Genomic DNA, 19,808 nt, shown 5'->3' with positions numbered 1-19,808 from the left:
TTTTTCGTCTTCTTCAGGTGTCGCAATAAGACAGTAATTCCCGGAATTATATTTGGAAAGTGCGTTTTATCACCGGAATATACTTTCAGTTTAATCCTGGCAGATTGCTTGCTTCGTGCGCTACGGCACATTTCGGCGATAAACTAGCCGTGATCGACGGATGAAAATTTATTGTGATTTTCCAGGATTAAATCCAACTGCACTTTGAACAGTTTCTCTGATCGTTCATCGATGCCGCGAATAGCGATCGATCCTCAATTTCAGTGGACCGGCAACACGTCGTAGCGTTTGAACGAGGGTAGGGACCACCACCGCGATTGGACCAAGCAGTCGTCGGACAGCCGGATCGGATCGGCAGACTTGACGCGATCAGCCTCACATTGGAGCAAAGCGATGAGTTGCAAAAAGGAGACGCGAAGAGGATAAAAACTTTAAGAATATTTATGAGTATAGCAGCATACGCTGCGGATCGACCGTTTCCCGATAAAAGTTATAGAAATACAGACATATTTCGATCTCACTCGTCTGCACCGAATCGACGTTTATCTGCCTCAAGCAATCTCGAAGTAAATTTGTTGCGATATAATATACTCGCCTGGAGCATGGGTTCCGCCCCAAGTCTTGTAGGCCTTCGCTTTCCAACGCTCTCGTTGACCCCTCACATTGAGATCTGGCGCGAGATCCCAGCTTCGAAGCGTCTCGGACGGTCGATCCCGTGGCATCGATCGAGCGGAATGCTTCGAAGCCGAGCAGTTTCAAGAACCGCCATGTTCTTGGAAGCGATCTGGCGACAGCCTCTCAGCGGTGCCCGGCGGCCTGCTTGCGCTTGAGGAAGGCTTCCATCTGCGCGATTTCCGTGTCCTGCGCCTTCACGATGTCTTCGGCGAGCTTGCGGATCTCGGGATCCTTCGAGTGTTCGAGAGCGATCTTCGCCATATCGATCGCGCCGCGATGGTGCGGGATCATCCCGCGCACGAAATCGACATCGATGTCGTTGGTGTAGCGGATGTCCATCTCGCGATGCATGCGCGCGTCGGCCGCGCGAAAGGCTTTGGTCGCCGCGCTGTCATTCGCCGCGGCCTTCGCGTCCGGTCGACCATGGCCGTAATGGTGGTGCGGGTCCTGGGCGAAGGCTGCACCGGCCAACATGCAGACGAAGAGACCGGCGGGGATTGTTTTCGGCATCGAGAATGCTCCTGGATCGGGGACGGAAATCAATCGAAGCGGGCGCTGGCGGTGACGCCGCCGGGCCCGGTGATGCGCACGGCGCCGCTGGGACGGTCTCCCAGGCTCGCCTCGGCCGTGCCGGCGAGCCGGTTGCCCGCAGGACTGAGGAGGACGCGGGCGGCCTTAGTGCCGGATTTGAGGATGGCGACCGCCTTGAACCCCTCGACCGGCAGGGGCTTCCCGTCTCCGTCGCTGAGATAGACCGAGACGGCCTCGGCCCGCGTCACGAGTTCGGCGTGCCATGCGCCCGCATCCTCGATACGACCGCCATTGGGGCCGCGCGGATGGTCGTGAGCTTGGGCGTGCTGGGCGCTCGCGGGTGCGGCCAGCAGAAGCAAAGCCAGCACGGCGCAGGACATAGCGCGATTCATCGATCGTCTCCTTGAATGCGATGGATCAGAAGGCTTCACCCACGGGTGCGTGAAGCGCGTCGGCTCCGGCCGGGGCATGAAGCCGAGCGAAGGCGCCCCGCCCGAACGTCAGGACGAGGACGGGGGTGAGCACGGCATCGAGCAGGGTCGCGCTCATCAGGCCGCCGAAGATCGTCACGGCGACGGGGTGGAGGATCTCCTTACCCGGCGCGGTGCCGTCGATGAGGAGCGGCACCAGGGCGATGCCGGCTGACAGCGCCGTCATCAGCACCGGCGTCATCCGCTCCAGGCTCGCCCGAGTGACGAGAGGGGGGCCGAGGGCCAGCCCTTCGTCGCGGGCGAGGTTCAGCATGTGGCTGATCTTGAGGATGCCGTTGCGGGCGACGATGCCGGTGAGCGTGACGAAACCGATCATCGAGGCGACCGAGAGCGGCAGGTCGGCGATCCAGAGGGCCAGAACGCTGCCGATCAAGGCCAGCGGCACGTTGCCCATCACGATCAGGGCCAACGGCACCGAGCGGTAGCGTCCGTGCAGCAGGGCGAAGACGAGGGCCAGCGACACGAGGCTGAGCCCGCCGATGGTGCGCGCGGCCTCCCCTTGCGCCTCGTAGCTGCCCTCCAGCCGGGCGCTCACGCCCTCGGGCAAGCGGGTCTCGTCGAGCACGCGGCGGATGCCGGTGATGATGGCTGCCATATCGGTGCGGCCGTCGGAGTTGGCCTGCACCACGATCCGGCGCCGCCCGTTCTCGCGCAGGATCTGGTTCGGCCCGTCGGTCTCGCGGATGTCGGCGATTTCGCGGGCCGGCACCCAGCCCGAGGGCGTCTCGATCAGCAGGTCGCCGAGCGCCTGCGGGCTGCGCCGCGCCTCAGGCAGACGCAGGGTGACATCGAAGCGGCGCGGCCCGTCGGCGATGGTCGAGAGGGTGCGCCCGTTGGCGAGCCGGGCGATGGTCTCGACCACGGTCGAGGGCGAGACGCCGTAGAGGGCGGCGCGGCCGTAATCGACCCGGATGTCGAGTTGCGGGATGCGCACCTGCCGCTCGACCTGAAGGTCGGTGACGCCGGGCACCGCTGCCGCAATTGCCTCGCGAAGGCCCTCGGCCGCGGCGCGCAAGGCGTCGAGGTCGTCTCCGAACAGCTTCAGGGCGATCTCGGCGCGCACGCCCGAGAGCATGTGGTCGAGCCGGTGCGAGATCGGCTGGCCGACATTGACCGTCACCGGCAGAACCGCGAGCCGTTCGCGGATCTCCGCGATCACCGTCTCGCGGGGGCGGCCCGCCTTCAGCCGCACCTCGAGATCGGAGGAGTGGACGCCTTCCGCGTGCTCGTCGAGTTCGGCGCGGCCGGTGCGGCGCCCGACGGTGGCGACTTCCGGCACATCGATGAGAAGCCGCTCGGCGATGGCGCCGACGCGGCTGCTCTCAGCGAGCGAGATGCCGGGGCGGAAGGTGGCGTTGATGGTGAGCGAGCCCTCGTTGAAGGCCGGCAGGAAGGCGCGCGGCAGATGTGCCGCGGCAATTCCCGCCGCGACGACGCAGAGGGCGATGCCGGCCATCAGCACCCGCGGATGGGCCAGCGCCACCTCGAGCAGCGCCGCGTTGCCGGCCTTAAGCCGCCGCACCAGCAGCGGTTCGCGCTCGGCCAGGCTCTTCATACCCGGCAACAGCCAGGAGGCGAGAACCGGCGTCAGGGTGATGGAAACGAGCAGGCTCGCGAGGATCGCGACGATATAGGCTTGGCCGAGCGGGGCGAAGAGACGGCCCTCGATGCCGGAAAGCGCGAACAGCGGCACGAAGACGAGCACGATGATCGCGGTGGCGTAGACGATGCCGGAGCGCACCTCGCTGGAGGCAGCCACCACCACATCGAACACGCTGCGGGGCGAGCCCTCGGCCCGATTTTCGCGAAGCCGGCGGAAGATGTTCTCGACATCGACCACCGCGTCATCGACCAGTTCGCCGATGGCAATGGCGAGCCCGCCGAGCGTCATGGTGTTGATCGAGAAACCCAACAGCCAGAACACCAGGGCCGTGGCCAGGATCGAGACCGGGATCGCGGTGAGCGAGATCAGGGTCGTGCGTGCGTTCATCAGGAAGGCGAACAGCACCACGGCCACCACCGCGACCGCCTCCAGCAGCACCCGCTCGACATTGGCGAGCGAGGTCTCGATGAAGTCCGCCTGCCGGAACAGGATCTTCTGGGCGTCCATGCCCTTCGGCAGGGTGGGCGCAATCTCCTTCAACGCCGCCTCGACGGCCTGCGTCAGGCGCACGGTATCGACGCCGGGCTGCTTCTCGACCGAGAGGATCACCGCCGGCTCACCGCGATAACCGCCATCGCCGCGCTTGGGCCGCGCCGCGAACGCCACCTCGGCGATCTGGCGCAGGTAGACCCGGCCCTCGATTCCCGGGTTGCCCGTGCCGGATAGGTCGGCTGCCGCGTTCGCGTCCTGCGGGGCGGCCGGGATCACGAGGTTGCGCAGATCTTCCAGGCTCAGGGTGCGGCCGATGTTGCGGATCAGGATCTCGCGGGCATTGGCATCGGCAAACCCGCCGCCGGCATTGGTGCCGAAGCCGGACAAGGCAGTGGCGAGCGCCTCGTTGCTGACGCCGAGCGCCCGCATCGCCGCCGGGTTCGGGCTGACGCGGAACTGGCGCACCTCGCCGCCGATGGGGATCACCTGCGCGACGCCGGGGATCGAGAGCAGGCGCGGGCGGAGGGTGAAGTCCGCGGTCTCGCGGACCTGCATCGGGTTCGATGTCTCGCTCGTCACGGCGACGAGCAGGATGCCGCCCATGATCGAGGCGACCGGACCCATCTGCGGGACGATGCCGGCCGGCAGCTCGGAGCGCACCAGGGCGAGGCGTTCGGCCACGAACTGGCGGTCGCGGTAGAGGTCGGTCTCCCAGCCGAATTCGACGGTGACGATGGAGAGCCCCGCACTCGACACCGAGCGGACACGGGTGACGCCGGGCAAGCCGTTCATCCGGGTCTCGATCGGATAGGTGACGAGTTGCTCCACCTCCGGTGGGGCGTAGCCCTCGGCTTCCGTCATCACCGTGACGGTGGGACGGTTGAGATCGGGCAGCACATCGACGGGCAGGCGCGTGAGCGCAAGGCCGCCGGCCAGCACCAGGCCGAGACAGAGGGCGAGAACCAGCACCCGGTTGAGCAGGGCGGCGCGGACGAGGAGGGCGAACATGGCGCGTCTCTCCTCACCGGACCTGATCGAGCAGTTCGGCGCCCTGCACCACGACGCGCCGGCCGGCATTGAGGCCGCCGGCCACGATCACCTGCTCGGCGTCCAGCGGCTCGACCCGCACGGGCCGCGGCTCGAACCGCTCGGCAGAGACGTGCTCGTAGACGACCGCACCGCTCTCGGTGCGGACGATTCCCGCTCGGGGCACGGCCAATCCCCCGATGGTCTCGCCGGTCGGCGCCAGCACGGTCACGAACTGACCGAGCCGGACGCCTTCGGCGCTTCCGGTGATCGCGAACTGCACCGGCACCGCTTGGTTGCGGTCGGCGAGGCCGGCGCCGCGGGAGGCCAGCGCCAGCGTGCGCCCATCGGGCAGCCGTGCGGTGGCGGCGGCGCCGGGCTCCAGGCCGACGAAGCTCAGCGCCTCGACATAGAGCTTGTCCGGATCGACGATGCGGAACACCATCGTGCCCGCCGCCGCCATCTGGCCGGCCACCGCCGCCCGCTCGGCGACCACGCCGTCCACCGGAGCGATCAGTTCTTCCGGCGCGCGGCGGATCGTGTCGAGGGCGGCGCGGCGGTCCTTCAGGCCGGCGAGTTCGGCGCGGGCATCCTCCAAGGCGGTCTGCGCCACCGCGCCGGTCGCGGCGAGGCGCTCGTAGCGGGCGACCTTGCGGCCGGTGATGGCGATCTGCTGGTCAAGGTCGCCTTGAGTCTGGCGCATGTCGGAGAGGTCGACCGCCTGGACCGGCGGCGTGACGGTGGCCAGCACCTCACCCTTGCGAACCCGTGTGCCGAGATTCGGGAAGCCACCGGGCGGGGGGGCGAGGCGGCCGCCGACCGACGATTGCACCACGCCGCTGGCATTCGGATCGGCGACGACGCGCCCCGGCAGTTCGACGGTACGGCGATGGTCGGCGATGCCGGTCAGGCCGGTGCGCAAAGCGAGCAGGCGCTGCATCGATTTGGGGACGAACACCGCACCGCCCGGCAGGCGCCGGGCGCGCTCGACGGGTGCAGCCGTGGGCGCGGTGAGCGCCGCCCCCTGGACCGGTGCGGCCTCCTCTTCGCCGGACCCATTTTTCTCGTGATCATGCCCCTCATGGGCGAGGGCGGCCGTACCAAGGAGTAGCGTCAGGGTCAGGGCGAGGACCGCGAACGCGGGGAGCGCCCGGCGCGAGCGCACGAGCATGATGACGGCGAGCCCGAGCAGGAATCCACCCGCGGCCGCACCGATCGGACCCTGATGAGTGAGATGGCGCCGGAGATTGGCAAGCCACGCCGACGCCTCGGCCTGGACCGGCCTCGCTGCCGCCTCCGGTTCGGGCAGGTGCAGGTCGAGGGCCAGCACATCCGTCGTTCTGTCAGCGGTCACGGTGGCAAGCAGGTCGTATCGCTGACCCCGAGCGAGCCAGGGTGCGGCGATCTCGTAGACGCCGTCGCCGACGGCCCGCGTTTCGGCCGGGCCGTCCGGCGTCTCGATCTCGATCTGGGCGCCGTTCACGGGCTCATTGCTGGTGAAGCGATCGAGATAGAATCGTATCCGGTCGCTCGACGCCACCGCCACGAGTTCGAAGGTGGCCGAGGCCGCTTCGGCCCGAGGGGTGGTCCGGACGGGGAGGGCCGGCGCCTCGACGCCGTGGCTGTGCCCCTCATGGGCCAGGGCGACACTGCCTGCGGTCGATGCAGCGGCCAGCACGAGCGAGACGGCAAGCGCCCGAAGCGCCGCCGCGATACGGATGGACATGGAGAACCAAACCTTCGCCGGATTAGCAACGACATCACCCGGTACGAAGCGTACCGGATGGGGATCGGGCGTCAGGCGAAGGTTCGGGGCGGCTCGATCTGCGCCTCGGGCACGATGCCCGACAGACGCGGCCCGTCGCGCGCAGGAGCACAGGCCTGCGCGGCGGCCGGCGGAAGGGCCGGAACCGGTGACGGGGCAAGTCCGGTCGCGCAGCAGGACGACGGCGCATGGCCGCATGTGCCTCCGGCTGCGCAATCCGGGCAGGCACAGTCCATCCGGGATGGCTCGATCACCGGTATCGCGTCCGCTCGAACGATCGGCATCGAGCGGCGAGCCGGACGTCCGATCCCGCGATCACGAGGTCACGCGTCGCGGCAACGACCGGCTGCGTCCGAGCCACATGCTCGTGCACGCCGTGCGCTTGGGCGCCGGACGGCAACAGCACGGCGGCGACCATCACGATCACCGCCGCCAGCCAGAGCGCTATGGGACCAGCGGACTTCATTGTCCTTGACCCGTAGCACGGACGGCCCGCCATCAACAGAGGCCGGCGGGCAATGCGTGCGGCAGTCCCGGCGTTCACAAGAATGACATTTGCTGCCCGAAATCGCTCTCTTCATTGGACTTGGAGACACAAATCGAGGCTTGATGACGGCGCGACGGATCGTCTCGCACCGGTTGTATAGCGAAGAATATGGGTGCTTAAGACGTCAAAGCGTCACCCGTTTCCCGCTTTCTCCCTGCGGGGTTGACGGGAGTGCGGACACGGTGCGGCAGCGTCCTTCCGCTCCACTGTGCCAATTGCGGAAGCCGAACTGAAACTCTCGGTCCGTCCGTCGCTTATAGGACGTTCCGGTTGCGGCAACGCTCCGGGTCAGCGCCGGAAAGGTTGAGCTATGACACACCACTGGATCGTGTGAGCACGGCTTCCATTTAACGTTCTACGCTTCAACGACGACGCTGGACTTGAGTGTGCCATCCTCAATACCCACAAGCTTGACATAGTTTTTCGAATTCTTCTCTTGCATCGGTGCGCATCACGTATGATTTTGGCGCCCGGGGGCCTACGGAACGGACAGGCAGAATGACAGAAGAAAACCAGAAATCGTTCAACGATTTCGTCGAACTGGCGAGCGATATCGTCTCGTCCTATGTGTCGAACAACTCAGTCCCCGCTTCCGAGCTTCCGGGCCTGATCATCAGCGTGCATACGGCGCTGACGACCCTCAGCAGTCCCGAGGCCGTGGCCGCTCCCGCCGAGGAAGCGATCGAGAAGCCGTCCTCCGGGCAGGTCCGCAAATCGGTGACGCCGGATGCGATCATCAGCTTCATCGACGGCAAGGCTTACAAGACGCTCAAGCGCCATCTCGGCACGCACGGCCTCGATCCCTACTCGTATCGCCAGCGCTACGGCCTCCCGAACGACTATCCGATGGTCGCGCCGAACTACGCCGCGCAGCGTTCCGCCCTCGCGAAGTCGATCGGCCTCGGCCGGCCGGGTGGCCGTATCGAGGAAGAGGCCCCCGCGCCCGAGCCCGCGACGAAGTCGCGTTCGCGCCAGAAGGTCGCCTGAGCCGGCGCTCGCCGCAGGAACGGACGGCCGGACCGGTCGTTCGTGAAACCTTTGCGTTCGGCGAGCGTCAACCGCATGATCGAGGTGACGAGCGGTCCCGTCGTCCGCTCCCGCGGCGAACCGCCCCAAGGACATGCGATGGCGCGTCTGCCGACCCTGCTTCTCGACATCGCCGGGACGACCTGCGCCTTGCCGCGGGCCGAGATCCGCGAGATCCTCCCTCTGCCGCGCCTGCATGCACCGCCGGCCGCGGGCGGGCCTCTCGTGGGCTTTCTCAATCTAGCCGGCGAGCCGGTGCCCGTCATCGATCTCGCCGCCCTGTTCGCACTTCGCGACGCCGGTAGCGGTCGCGATCCCTACCGGCACGTCGTGCTGGCCCGCGGGGGCGACATCGCCTTTCTCGTCGACCGGGCGCTCGACCTCGTCCAAGTCGAGGAGGAGTCGCTGCGGCCGGTCGAATCCGCCCGTAGTCTCAATGGCTGCGTCATCGGCGAATTCGCGCGGGGCGACAGCCTCGTGCATCTCCTCTCGCTCGACCGCATCCTGACGCTCGAAGAGCGGACCCGTCTCGACGCGCTGACCCGGCAGGCGACGACCCGACTTGCCCGGTTCGAGCCAGAGGGGGCGCGAGCCGTCTGAGGACAACGGTCGTGACGGCTCCCGTCGAGCGGCCCCGACGCGGCGCGAGCGCGGCGGTGGATCCCGGTTTTCCGGCTCTCAAGGATCGGGTGATCGCCCGGACCGGGCACAATTATTACGAAGACAAGGACGACCTCCTCTACGATCGCCTGCGCAAGCGGATACGAACGTGTGGGGTCGCCGACTGCGCTGCCTACTCACTCCTGCTCGACGGCGCGGCCGGCCGGGAGGAATGGGCCGCACTCGAGGCCGAGATCACCATCGGCGAGACCTTCTTCTTTCGCTACGCGGAGCAATTCGCGGCCCTGCGCCGAACGATCCTTCCGGAATTGATCGAGGCACGCCGCGAGATCCGCCGTCTGCGGATCTGGAGTGCCGGCTGCTCCACCGGGGCCGAGCCGTATTCCCTCGCCATCCTCGTGCACGACCTTCTCGGCGACGCCCTTGTCGACTGGTCCGTGACGATCCTCGGCACCGATCTCAGCGCCGCCGCGCTCGCGGTCGCGCGCGAGGGGGAGTTCGGCCCCTGGGCCCTGCGCACCCTCGACACGGAGGAGCGCGCACGCTGGTTCCGCCGCACTCCCGCCCGGCCGGGATTGCCGCATGGCGGCTACGCCTTGCGGCCGGCGTTTCGCCGCATGGTGCGCTTCGAGCGGCAGAACCTCCTGACCCTGATCGACGGCAGCGACCGGATGCCGGGAGGCTTCGACCTGATCCTGTGCCGCAACGTCCTGATCTATTTTAGCGCCGACCATGTCACCCGCATCGTGCGGGCGCTCGGCGAGCGGCTCAACCCGCAGGGCTGGCTCCTGATCGGGCATGCCGAGCCCAATCCCACCTTCGGGCAATGGCTGCAGCCTGTGGCCCTGCCGGGAACGGTTGCCTACCGCCCGATCGACACGCCGGCGTCTCAGCCGCCGCCTGTTCTTGTGCCCGCGCTGCCGGACATGGCGCCGATCCTGTTCGCCCCGCCGCCGGAACCCGTCGCTGCCGCCGCGCCGGCCCGGCCGGTGCCGGCCCCGAGACCGGTGGCGCCGGCGATCGAGCATCCCCTGTCGCCGGGCGATCTCCTGGCCGAGATCCGCGTGCTGGCCGATGCGGGCGAAACCGCGCGGGCATGGCGCCGATTGCACGAAGAGATCGACGGCTACGCCACCGATCCTCCCTTGCGCTACTACGAGGGTCTCCTCGCCCTCGATCTCGGGCGGGAGCGGGAAGCCGAACGAGCCCTGCGGGGGGCGCTGTTCCTCGACCGCGCCTTCGTCATGGCCCATTTTCAGCTCGGTTTGCTGCTCGCCCGCGTCGGACGCCGGGGCGAAGCCGCCCGCGCCCTCGACAACGCCCTGCGCCTCGCGCAAGGACTGCCGCCCGAAACGATCCTGCCGGAGGGAGACGGAGTGAGCGCCGCACGCTTGGCCGAGAGTGCACGCCGTGCCCTGGCCGGAATCACGGGCCGAGACGCATGAAGATCGGCGTGACCGCCGGATCCGATGCCGAAGCGCGCACGGCCGTGTTGCTCGATGCCCGCGCCGCCGCGCTTGCGGCCCGAACGGTGGGGCAGGAGCGGGCGATCGAGACCGCCGCCTATCTCGTCTGCGCCTGCGGAGCGGAGCGCTACGGCCTGCCGCTCTCTACGGTCGCGAGCGTCGCACCCGAGCGGCCCTGCACGGCGCTGCCGGGTTCACCGCCGATGCTGCGGGGCATCACGGCGGTGTCGGGGGTGATCGTCAGTGTCCTCGACCTCGCCGCCTGCCTCGGGCTGGACCCCGCGAAGGCCGACGAAGGCGGGCACGTGGTGCGTCTCCGCGCGCAGGAGCCGCCGGTCGCCCTCGCCGTCGACCGCGTGCTCGGCATCGCGCAGATCGAAACGACGCTGACGCGGCTGGCACCGGAGTCGGAAAGTCTGGGCCGCGGGCCGCTTTCGGGCTATGCACCGCCCGGCTCGGACAGGACGGGCGGGATTCCCGAGGACTTTTCCCTCGTCGATATCCGGGCCCTACTTGCCCGCTTCATGACCTGATCGTCGCGAGCGCTGTTACGCCGAACCGGACACCGGTTCGGTTCGGCGCGCATCAAGACAGACGTTTGGAGCCGCCCGCGATGGGGGCGGCCCCGAGACCCGAACCCTCCCCCGCACCGCCTGCCGGAGCCATGTCGCCCGTGTCGATCTCGATCGGAAAACGCATCCTCCTCGGCTTCGTGGCGGCGAGCCTGATCGTGGCGGCTCTGGGCGCTTACGCATTGCGCCAGATCGGCAGCGTGCGCGACATGACCGACCTGATCGTGACCCGCGATATCGGCGTGCTGCGTCAGCTCGACGATCTCGGCAACATCGCGCGCAACATGGGGCTCGTGCGGCGCAACGCAGTGATCGCTGTTCTGACGCAGGCGCAGAATCAGGCGCAGGCGAATTCGGCCTCGACGCCGGCCCGCTCCGATGATTTCTTGGGCAGTTGGCGCCAGAACGTGGCGGAACTGGAACGGCTCCTCAGCACCATTTCCGGTGAGGTGAAGGAATATCAGGCCGCCGCGATCTCGTCCGAGCGCCTGGAAGCCTGGAAACGCCTCGGTGCCGTCTTCAGCGAGACGGGCGAGGCCTTCCGCCTGGTGCGCAACGCGAGCGAGCAACAGCTTCGCGCGGTGGATGCCCGCGACATCGTGCAGGTCGAAGCCCGGAACGAGGAGGTCAACCGCCTGCACGATGGCTTGCTGCGCAGCATCGCCAACGCCCGCACGGCCCTCGACGGGGTCATCGCCGCAGGGCAGCGCAGCGTGAACGACATCTACCGCAACAGCCTCCTCTCCGTCGCGATCACGGTCGCCGCCTCGATCCTGCTCTCCATCCTGGTGACGGTGCTGATCAGCCGCGCGGTGGTGCGCCCGCTGGAGGACGTGATGCGTTTCGTGGCGCAGATCGGGGCCGGCGACCTGACGGGGCGCCTGAACCGCTCCGGCAACGACGAGATCGGGCGGCTCGGCGACACGCTCAACGGAATGGTCGCCGGCCTGTCCGACCTCGCCCGCACCAACCGCGCAGCCACGGCCGACCTCAACGCCGCAGCGGCCGAGATTCGCGCCTCCGCCCAGGAACAGGCCGCAAGCGTCGAGGAGCAATTCGCCGCCGTCCAAGAGACCGCGGCGACCGTGGACGAGATCACCCATTCGGGCGCGCAGATCTCGAAGCGCGCCACCGAAGTCATCGCCACCGCCCAGGCCGCGGCGCAGACCGCGCGTTCGGGCCTGCGCGCTGCCACCGACACCGCCAAGGCGATGGATTCGATCCGTGAACAGGGCGAGGCGGTGGCGGGGAACATCGTCTCCCTCAGTGAGAAGACGCAGGCGATCGGCGAGATCATCGTCACGGTGAACGACATCTCGGAGCGCACCCACCTGCTCGCCCTCAACGCCGCCATCGAGGCGGCGGCGGCGGGCGAGAGCGGGCGCAGCTTCGCCATCGTCGCCTCCGAGATGAAGCTGCTTGCCGACCAGGCGAAGGGCGCGACCGCGCAGGTGCGCGGCATCCTCGGGGAGATCCAGCGCGGCATCAACGCCTCGGTCATGCTCACCGAGGAGGCGGTCAAGCGCGCCGCCGCCGGCAAGACCCGCACCGATTCGACGGTCCGCACCATCGAGGAGATGGCCGCGCGCGTGGAGGAGGGCGTGCAGACCTTCCAGCAGATCGTGGCCTCGACCAACCAGCAGCAGCTCGGCATCGAGCAGGTGATGGGAGCGTTGCAGAACATTCGGCAGGCGAGCCAGCAGACGGCGGCCGGCACCCGCGAGGTCGAGACCGCCTCGGCCAACCTGACCGAGCTGGCACAGGGGCTGATGGCTCTGGCCGAGCGCTACCGGCTTTAGCGGTCCGGCCGAGCGTCCCGCCGCATGGACATCCGCCAGCAGCTTCTCGCCGCCTTCGAGATCGAGCATCGCGAGCATCTCGACGCGATCCGCGCCGCTCTCGCGGCGGAGGGACCGGTCGATTGGCACGACGTGTTCCGTCGCGCCCACAGCCTGAAGGGGGCGGCGCGTGCCGTCGATCTGCCTCCCGTGGAGGCGGTCTCGCATCAGCTCGAGACCCTGTTCGAGCGCATCAGCGCCGGACAGCGCCCGCTCGACAGGGCGGCGCGGGCCGCGACTCATCTGGCTCTCGACCGGATCGAGGCTTACGTCGCCGCGACCGCGACGGGGCAGGCGAGCATGCCCGAGGACGCGCTGGCCGCGCTGAACGCCTGCCTCGACCCCGAGGCCGTCGCTTCGGAGCCCGCTCGACCCGAACCGGATTCGCAGCCCGCCACCTCGCCCGCCGCGCCGGCTGCCGCGACCGAGCCGACCGCCGAACCGACGCAGGCGGTGCTGCGCGTTCCCGCCGCCGCGGTCGAGTCGCTGACGCGGGCGAGCTACGGGCTCTGGACCGCGCTGCCGGGGCATGGGGCCGTCGCCGAGCGCATCGCGCGGCTCTCGGCGAACGCGGGCGCCCTTCGCCGCCGCACGGAGGCCGCCCGCCGCGTTCCGGATACCGTCCCCGGCGGGGCCGAGGAGACGGAGGTTGCGGCTTTGCGGCGGGCGCTCGCCGAGATCGAGAGCGGGCTGGCCGCCTTGTCACGCGAAGCCTCCGACCTCGCACAAGGGCACAAGGCCGTCATCCTGTCCGTCGAGACCGCTGCGCGCCGCCTGCGCGAGGAAACCGAGCGCCTCGCGCTGGTGCCGGCCGAGACGGTGTTCGGCGGCCTCGCCCGCGCGGTGCGCGACATGGCCCGCTCCGACGGTCAGGACGTCGAGGTCACGACGCGCGGCCTCGACCTGCCGGTCGACCGGGCGATGCTCCAGGCGCTCAAGGATCCGGTGCTGCACGCCCTGCGCAACGCGCTGAGCCACGGGGCGGAGAGTCCGGAGAGCCGGCAGCGCCAGGGTAAGCCCGCCTCCCTCTCGATCGGGTTGACCGTCGAGGCGAAGGGTGGGCGACTCGTCCTCGGCATTCACGACGATGGTCGCGGGCCCGACCTCGCGGCGATCGAGACGACGGGTCGCGCCCGCGGTTTGATCGCGCCGGGCGAGAGCCTCGATGCGGACGCGCTGCTCGCGCTGCCGTTCGAGCCGGGCTTCTCCACCGCCGGCGCGGTCGATGCCCTGTCGGGTCGCGGCATGGGCCTGTCGGTGGTGGCCGAGGTCGCCCGCGCGCTGCACGGAGGGGTGCAACTCGCCCGCCGTCATCCGTACGGCACCTCGCTGATCCTCACCCTGCCGCTCTCGGCTGCGCGCCGGCCGGTGCTGATCGTCTCGGCCGGCGGCACGCGCTTCGCCCTGCCGAGCGGTGCCGCGGAAGCGCTCTCGCGGCTCGATGCCTCGGCCCTGTCCACGGTGGCGGGCCGGCCGGTGGCGCAGGTGGCGGGGGAGGGCGGAGAGAGCGTCACGCTACCGCTCGCCGAACTCGGCGACCTGCTCGGCCTCGGCATCGACCGCCCGGAGGGCGCGACGATCCCGGTGGTGCGTCTGCGCGGCACGCGGGGGCGGTGCCTGCTCGCGGTCGATCGCCTGGAAGAGGTGCGCACGCTGCTGGTCCTGCCCGCACCGCCGATCGGCAGCGATCCCGCCCTCGTCACCGGCACGGTCATCCTCGGCACCGATACGCCCGCCCTCGTTCTCGATCCGGACGGACTGATCGACCGGCTCGGTCGCGCCGGTCCGCGGGCCGTCCGGCCCCCGTCGAAGGGACTTGGGGACGGCAGCGGAACGATCCCGGAAACGCGACGTTCGACGATTCTTGTCGTGGACGACTCGATCACCACCCGCACCTTGGAGAAGAGCATCTTGGAAGCGGCGGGCTACCGCGTGATCGTCTGCGTCGACGGGCAAGAGGCGCTCGACCGTCTGCGCGCGCGCATCGAGCCGGTCGATCTCGTGGTCGCCGACGTCGAGATGCCGCGCCTCACCGGCTTCGGCCTCGTCGAGGCTTTGCGCGCCGAAGAGGATTTCGCACGCCTCCCCATCGTCCTGATGACGTCGCGCGGTGACGAGGAGGATGTGGCGCGCGGGTTGGAACTCGGGGCCGACGCCTATCTCACCAAGCAGAAATTCGATCAGCGCGAACTCTTGGATACCATCGGTCAGTTGCTGTGAACGGAGGGGCTGAGAATCCGCGCGTGCGCGTGCTGGTTGTCGAGGATTCGCTCGTGGTGCGCATCCTCCTCACCCACATCATCGCCCGCGACCCGCGGCTGGAACTGGCCGGAGCGGTTGAATCCGGCGAGGCGGCGCTCGCGGCGATCGAGACCGTGCGGCCGGACGTGATCTCGATGGACATCCGCCTACCCGGCATCGACGGGCTTGAGACGACCCGCCGGATCATGGCGAGCCGGCCGACGCCGATCGTGGTGATCGCCGATTCGATTGAGGATTCCTCGCTCAAGATCTCGATGAACGCGCTCCGGGCTGGCGCGCTTTCGGTGGTCGAGAAGCCCGTGGCGACGACCAATGACGGCTACGAGGCGGTCGCTGGGCAGATCTGCACACAGTTGCGCATCATGGCCGCGGTCCCGGTCATCCGCCGCCGGCCGATCGGAGCGGAATGGAATGCGCGCAGGACGGCTCCCACCCCCGACCTGCCGATCCTCTCCGAGTCAGAGGCCGCGCCGAGCGTGCTGGCGGTCGCCGCATCGACCGGCGGCCCGCCGGCACTCGCCAAGGTGATCGGCGGCCTGTCGGCGGATTTCCCGCTTCCGATCCTTCTGGTTCAGCATATGGGCGCCGCCTTCATGGACGGCTTTGCCAGCTGGCTCGACGGCGTGGTGCCGCTCGCCGTCGGGGTGGCGCGGGACGGGCAGACGATGCAGCCCGGCCATGTCTACGTCGCCCCCGGCGACCGTCATCTCGAACTCGGGGCGAACGGGCTGCTTCGGGTCAGCGACTTGGCTCCGGTCGGAGGCCAGCGCCCGGCGGCGACCGTGCTGTTCCGCTCCGTCGCCCGTCAGGCCGGGCCGCAGGGCATCGGCGTGCTGCTCACGGGCATGGGCGAGGACGGTGCACAGGGCTTGCTTGACATGCGCAAGGCCGGCGCCGCCACGGTGGCCGAGCACGAGAGCAGCGCCGTCGTCTACGGTATGCCCGCCGCGGCGGTGCGCCTCAACGCGGCGGCCCGGGTGCTGCCCCTCGACCATGTAGCGCACCATCTCGTGCGGCTCGCGCAGAGGAAGCCGGCATGACCGCGAGTGCATCGCCCTCCGGCGCATCATCCGCCCCGCCCGGCCACCGGCTGCTGCTGGTCGAGGATTCGGAGACCCAGGCGCTCGAATTGAGGCTTCAGCTCGAAGGGCATGGCTTTTCCGTGCAGCGCTGCGCGACCGCCGAGGCCGCGCTCGACCTACTCAACACCGACCTCCCCGATCTCGTCGTCGCCGACCACCACCTGCCCGGCATGAACGGCGACGAATTCACCCGGCAGATGCGCCTGTCGCTGCGAACGCGGGCGCTGCCCGTCGTGATGCTCACTAGCGCCCGCAACGGCGAGCGCCACGGCTTCGAGAGCGGCGCCGACGCCTACGTCGAAAAGTCGGCCGACCGCGATCTCCTCGTGCTGCGCATCCGCGCCCTGCTGCGCGAACGCAAGAGTTCCGCCACGGAGGGGCCGTCCGGCGCCGCCTTCCGCCGCGGCCGGGTGCTGATCGTCGACGGCAGCGCCACCTACCGCGCCTTCTTCACCGGCCTGCTGACCCAGGAGGGCCACACCGTGGTCGCCGTGGCGGACCGCACGGGGGCGCTCGCAGCCCTCGACGAGCCCGGTGCGGGCTTCGACTGCGTGACCCTCGACCTCGTCGGCAGCGCCTATGACGGCATCGCGCTCTGCACCGAGATCGCCGAGCGCCGCATGAAGGCGCCGGAGGGCGGCGGCAACGCCTTTCCCCTCGTCGGCATGGCCGGCGACAAGCCGGACAAGAGCCTCCTGGTCGCGGCCTTCGCCGCCGGCGCCGACGACGTGGTGTCGAAGGCCGACGGCGAAGTTCTGGCGATGCGGGTGCGCGGCCTCGTCCGCCGCCGTCTGCTGGAGGAAGATAATCGCCGCATCTCCGGCGAGTTCGGCGACCGCGAGCGTGCGGTGGAGCGCGCCCGCGCCGAGGCCGAGACGGCCGCCGCCCGCGCGGCGCTGGCCGACGCACTCGGACAGGCCAACCGCGACCTGGAAGACGCCAACCGCAAGCTGACGGAGGCGCAGGCCAAGCTGGTCCAGGCCGCCAAGATGGCTTCGCTCGGCGAACTGGTCGCGGGCATCGCCCACGAGATCAACAATCCGCTCGCCTTCATCCTGGCGCATCAGGGCACGGTGGAGCGCCTGCTCGGCGAGTTGCCGCCACCCGATGCGCCCGAGGGCCAGCGGGCGCTGACCAAGGCGCGCGACCGGGTCGGCTCGATGCGCCTCGGGCTTACCCGGATTCAGGATCTCGTTCTCAACCTGCGGAAGTTCTCGCGGCTCGACGAGGGCGAGCGCGGCCTCGTCAACGTGCCGGAGGCGATCGAGACGGTGCTGGCTCTGATCCAGCACAAGCTCGGTACCCGGATCACGGTGACGCGCGACTTCTCGGGACGCGCGGAGATCTCCTGTACGCCGGCCCTGTTGAATCAGGTCGTCATGAACATCCTCGGCAATGCAGCGGATGCGATCCATGGTGACGGGACCATCACGGTGGCGACCTATTCGGATGCCGAATTCGACATGATCCGCATCAGCGATACCGGACCCGGTATTCCCGAGGAGTTACGCGAAAAGATCTTCGAGCCGTTCTTCACGACGAAGCCGGTCGGATCGGGCACCGGGCTTGGCTTGGCGATTGCCTACAGCGTCGTTCAGGCGCATAGCGGCTCGCTGATCGTCGAGACGGCGCCGGGCGGCGGCGCGAGCTTCGTCATCGGAATTCCGAGGCAACCGGCACCGGTATGAGCAAAGGCACGATTCTGGCCGTCGATGACGAGCCGGACATCCTGATCGCTCTGGAGGACTTGTTCGAGGACGAGTACCGGGTGCTCACCTCGGCCAAGCCCGAAGAGGCGCTCGATATCCTTCGCGACGACCCGGACATCGCGGTCGTCGTCTCCGATCAGCGCATGCCCGGCATGACCGGCGACGCGCTGCTGGCCGAGGCGCGCGGCTTCCACGAGGCGCAGGCCATCCTGCTCACCGGCTATGCCGACATCTCGGCGGTGATCGCGGCGCTCAATCGCGGCGGCATCATCGGCTACGTCGCCAAGCCCTGGGACCCGACTTTGCTGCGCGCCACGGTGCGCAACGCCTACGAGCGTCACCGCCTCGGCCGCGATCTCGCCACCGAGCGGGCCCTGCTGCGCGGCCTCCTGGACCACGCCGAGGAGGCGATCTCCTTCAAGGACGCGGCAGGCCGCTTCGTGCGCCTCAATACGCGCAAGGCGGGTCTTGTCGGCGGCACGGTCGAGACCTGCCTCGGCCGCACCGAGACAGAGATCGCCGGAACCCCTCAGGCCCAAGAGGCGGAGGCCGCCGACCGCCGCGCGGTCGCAGCCGGTGAAGCCGGCTCGACGGTGATCGCCCGCGGCGCGCTCGGTGCCGAGCGCTGGTCGCACGTCATCCGCGTGCCGATCCGCGGCGGGGCCGGCGAGGTCACGCATCTCGCCACGATCGAGCGGGACGTGACCGAGCAGAAGAGCCTGGAGGCGCGGCTGCGCCAATCCGACAAGATGCAGGCGCTCGGCACGCTGGCCGGCGGCATCGCACACGACTTCAACAACCTGCTCACCGCGATCCTCGGCAGCCTCGAACTCGTCGGCCCCAAGATCGCTGACCAGCCCCGGGTCAAGCGCCTCGTGGACAACGCCACCGGCGCGGCGCAACGCGGCTCGGCGCTGACCAAGCGGCTCCTGAGCTTCAGCCGCTCCAACGACGCCCATGCCCGGCCCGTCGACCCGAACGCGCTGATCGAGGGGATGAGCGCGCTGTTCGGCTCCAGCCTCGGCAGCCATGTGCGCGTCGTGCGGGATCTCGAACCCGACATGCCCTTCGCTCTGGTCGATCCCGACCAGCTCGAACTCGCCGTGCTCAACCTCTGCATCAACGCCCGCGACGCGATGCCGGACGGCGGCACCGTCACCATCTCGACCCGTCGCGCCGAGATCGCCGACGATCCCGATCTCAAACCCGGCACCTACGCGGTCGTCACGGTCGCAGACGAGGGCACCGGCATCCCGCCGGAGATTCTGGAACGGGTCTGCGAGCCGTTCTTCACCACCAAGGCGGTCGGGCAAGGCACCGGCCTCGGCCTCGCCATGGTGTTCGGCCTCGCTCAGCAGGCGGGCGGGCGGCTTCGCATCACCAGCGAAGTCGGCCAGGGAACCCGGATCGAACTCGCCCTCCCGCGCGCCCAGAGCGCCGCCCAAGACACCGAAGAGACGACCGCCCCGGCGGTGGTGACCGCGGCAATCCCGGCCCGCATCCTCGTGGTCGACGACGACGAGGAGGTGAGACACGTCACCGCCTCTTTCCTCAGCGATTTCGGCTACAACGAAACCGAGGCCTCGGACGGGCGCACGGCGCTGAGCCTGATGGAGCAGGGCGAGCATTTCGACCTCGTCGTGGCCGACCTCGCCATGCCCGGCATGACAGGCGTCGAGCTTGCCGCCGCGATCCGCGAGCGTTTCTCCAGCGTGCCGATCCTGTTGCTGACGGGCCATGCGGAGGCCGTGCAGATCCCTGAGGATCTGCCGGTGATGACGAAGCCCTTCGCCTCCGCCGAACTCGCGGCGCGGGTCTCGCAGCTTCTCGACTCCCCAGCCTGATCGGGCATCATTCCCGCTTCACTAGCCTCGCGAGGAGTGCTCCGCCCCTCTCGGGAGCGCAGCGCACCTGATACGTTTTCCGCTCGATCCAAGCGGGGACCAGATCAGCAAGCCCGCGCGGCGCTTGAGCGAAGCCCAAATCCGCCATCCCGAAGGGATCAACCGGATTTGCTATGACACATTCGCGCCACGCCCGGCGATCGCGTGCGCGCAAGGATTGCGCTCCGCATCGGCCCGCAGGAAGATGGATGTGCGCCG

At 68.9% G+C, this 19,808-nt stretch carries 13 protein-coding genes; 9 read left to right on the top strand and 4 right to left on the bottom strand.

Going from position 1 to position 19,808, the window contains the following annotated elements:
• Positions 1–798: 798 nt before the first annotated feature.
• From copM to J2W78_RS14815, 4 genes are read right to left on the bottom strand one after another with little or no spacing between them, the layout of a single operon-like run.
• On the bottom strand, positions 799–1,185 hold the full coding sequence (gene copM, locus J2W78_RS14830; protein WP_253374049.1) for a CopM family metallochaperone: 387 nt from the start codon (positions 1,183–1,185) through the stop codon (positions 799–801).
• A gap of 29 nt (positions 1,186–1,214) precedes the next feature.
• The gene (locus J2W78_RS14825) at positions 1,215–1,598 is read right to left on the bottom strand and encodes a hypothetical protein (RefSeq protein WP_253371687.1); all 384 of its coding nucleotides are present in this window, start codon (positions 1,596–1,598) and stop codon (positions 1,215–1,217) included.
• A 25-nt stretch (positions 1,599–1,623) separates the two neighbouring features.
• The gene (locus J2W78_RS14820; RefSeq protein WP_253371685.1) at positions 1,624–4,800 is read right to left on the bottom strand and encodes an efflux RND transporter permease subunit; all 3,177 of its coding nucleotides are present in this window, start codon (positions 4,798–4,800) and stop codon (positions 1,624–1,626) included.
• A 13-nt stretch (positions 4,801–4,813) separates the two neighbouring features.
• Positions 4,814–6,544, bottom strand: coding sequence for an efflux RND transporter periplasmic adaptor subunit (locus tag J2W78_RS14815; RefSeq protein ID WP_253371683.1), 1,731 nt, complete (start codon positions 6,542–6,544; stop codon positions 4,814–4,816).
• A gap of 1,084 nt (positions 6,545–7,628) precedes the next feature.
• Between J2W78_RS14815 and J2W78_RS14810 the strand changes: the two genes are divergently transcribed.
• The 9 genes from J2W78_RS14810 (at position 7,629) to J2W78_RS14770 (ending at position 19,550) form a co-directional block, all read left to right on the top strand.
• Positions 7,629–8,117: a MucR family transcriptional regulator gene (locus tag J2W78_RS14810; RefSeq protein ID WP_253374048.1), complete on the top strand. Its 489-nt coding sequence runs from the start codon at positions 7,629–7,631 to the stop codon at positions 8,115–8,117.
• Positions 8,118–8,255: 138 nt separating this feature from the next.
• Positions 8,256–8,756 carry a chemotaxis protein CheW gene (locus J2W78_RS14805; protein ID WP_253371681.1) on the top strand — a complete coding sequence of 167 codons (501 nt, stop codon included), beginning with the start codon at positions 8,256–8,258 and terminating at the stop codon, positions 8,754–8,756.
• Positions 8,757–8,767: 11 nt separating this feature from the next.
• Positions 8,768–10,222, top strand: coding sequence for a CheR family methyltransferase (locus J2W78_RS14800; RefSeq protein ID WP_253371679.1), 1,455 nt, complete (start codon positions 8,768–8,770; stop codon positions 10,220–10,222).
• 8 nt (positions 10,223–10,230) lie between these two features.
• Entirely contained in the window at positions 10,231–10,776 is a 546-nt protein-coding gene (locus J2W78_RS14795; protein ID WP_253371676.1) for a chemotaxis protein CheW, read from the top strand.
• A gap of 131 nt (positions 10,777–10,907) precedes the next feature.
• Positions 10,908–12,614 carry a methyl-accepting chemotaxis protein gene (locus tag J2W78_RS14790; protein ID WP_253371674.1) on the top strand — a complete coding sequence of 569 codons (1,707 nt, stop codon included), beginning with the start codon at positions 10,908–10,910 and terminating at the stop codon, positions 12,612–12,614.
• Positions 12,615–12,638: 24 nt separating this feature from the next.
• Positions 12,639–14,873: a hybrid sensor histidine kinase/response regulator gene (locus tag J2W78_RS14785; protein ID WP_253371672.1), complete on the top strand. Its 2,235-nt coding sequence runs from the start codon at positions 12,639–12,641 to the stop codon at positions 14,871–14,873.
• Positions 14,870–15,955 (top strand): chemotaxis-specific protein-glutamate methyltransferase CheB, encoded by a 1,086-nt coding sequence (gene cheB, locus J2W78_RS14780; RefSeq protein WP_253371670.1) that lies wholly within the window; start codon positions 14,870–14,872, stop codon positions 15,953–15,955. Before J2W78_RS14785 ends, cheB begins: the two co-directional genes overlap by 4 nt.
• Complete coding sequence (locus tag J2W78_RS14775) at positions 15,952–17,685, top strand: response regulator (protein ID WP_253371668.1); 1,734 nt, start codon at positions 15,952–15,954, stop codon at positions 17,683–17,685. The genes cheB and J2W78_RS14775 overlap by 4 nt, the downstream gene beginning before the upstream one ends.
• Positions 17,682–19,550, top strand: coding sequence for a response regulator (locus J2W78_RS14770; RefSeq protein WP_253371666.1), 1,869 nt, complete (start codon positions 17,682–17,684; stop codon positions 19,548–19,550). Before J2W78_RS14775 ends, J2W78_RS14770 begins: the two co-directional genes overlap by 4 nt.
• The last annotated feature ends 258 nt before the right edge of the window (positions 19,551–19,808 follow it).

The organism is Methylorubrum extorquens (assembly GCF_024169925.1).
Lineage (GTDB): Bacteria > Pseudomonadota > Alphaproteobacteria > Rhizobiales > Beijerinckiaceae > Methylobacterium > Methylobacterium extorquens_A.
The sequence above is the reverse complement of the archived record's forward strand: the minus strand, read 5'-3'. Positions and strand labels throughout refer to the sequence as shown.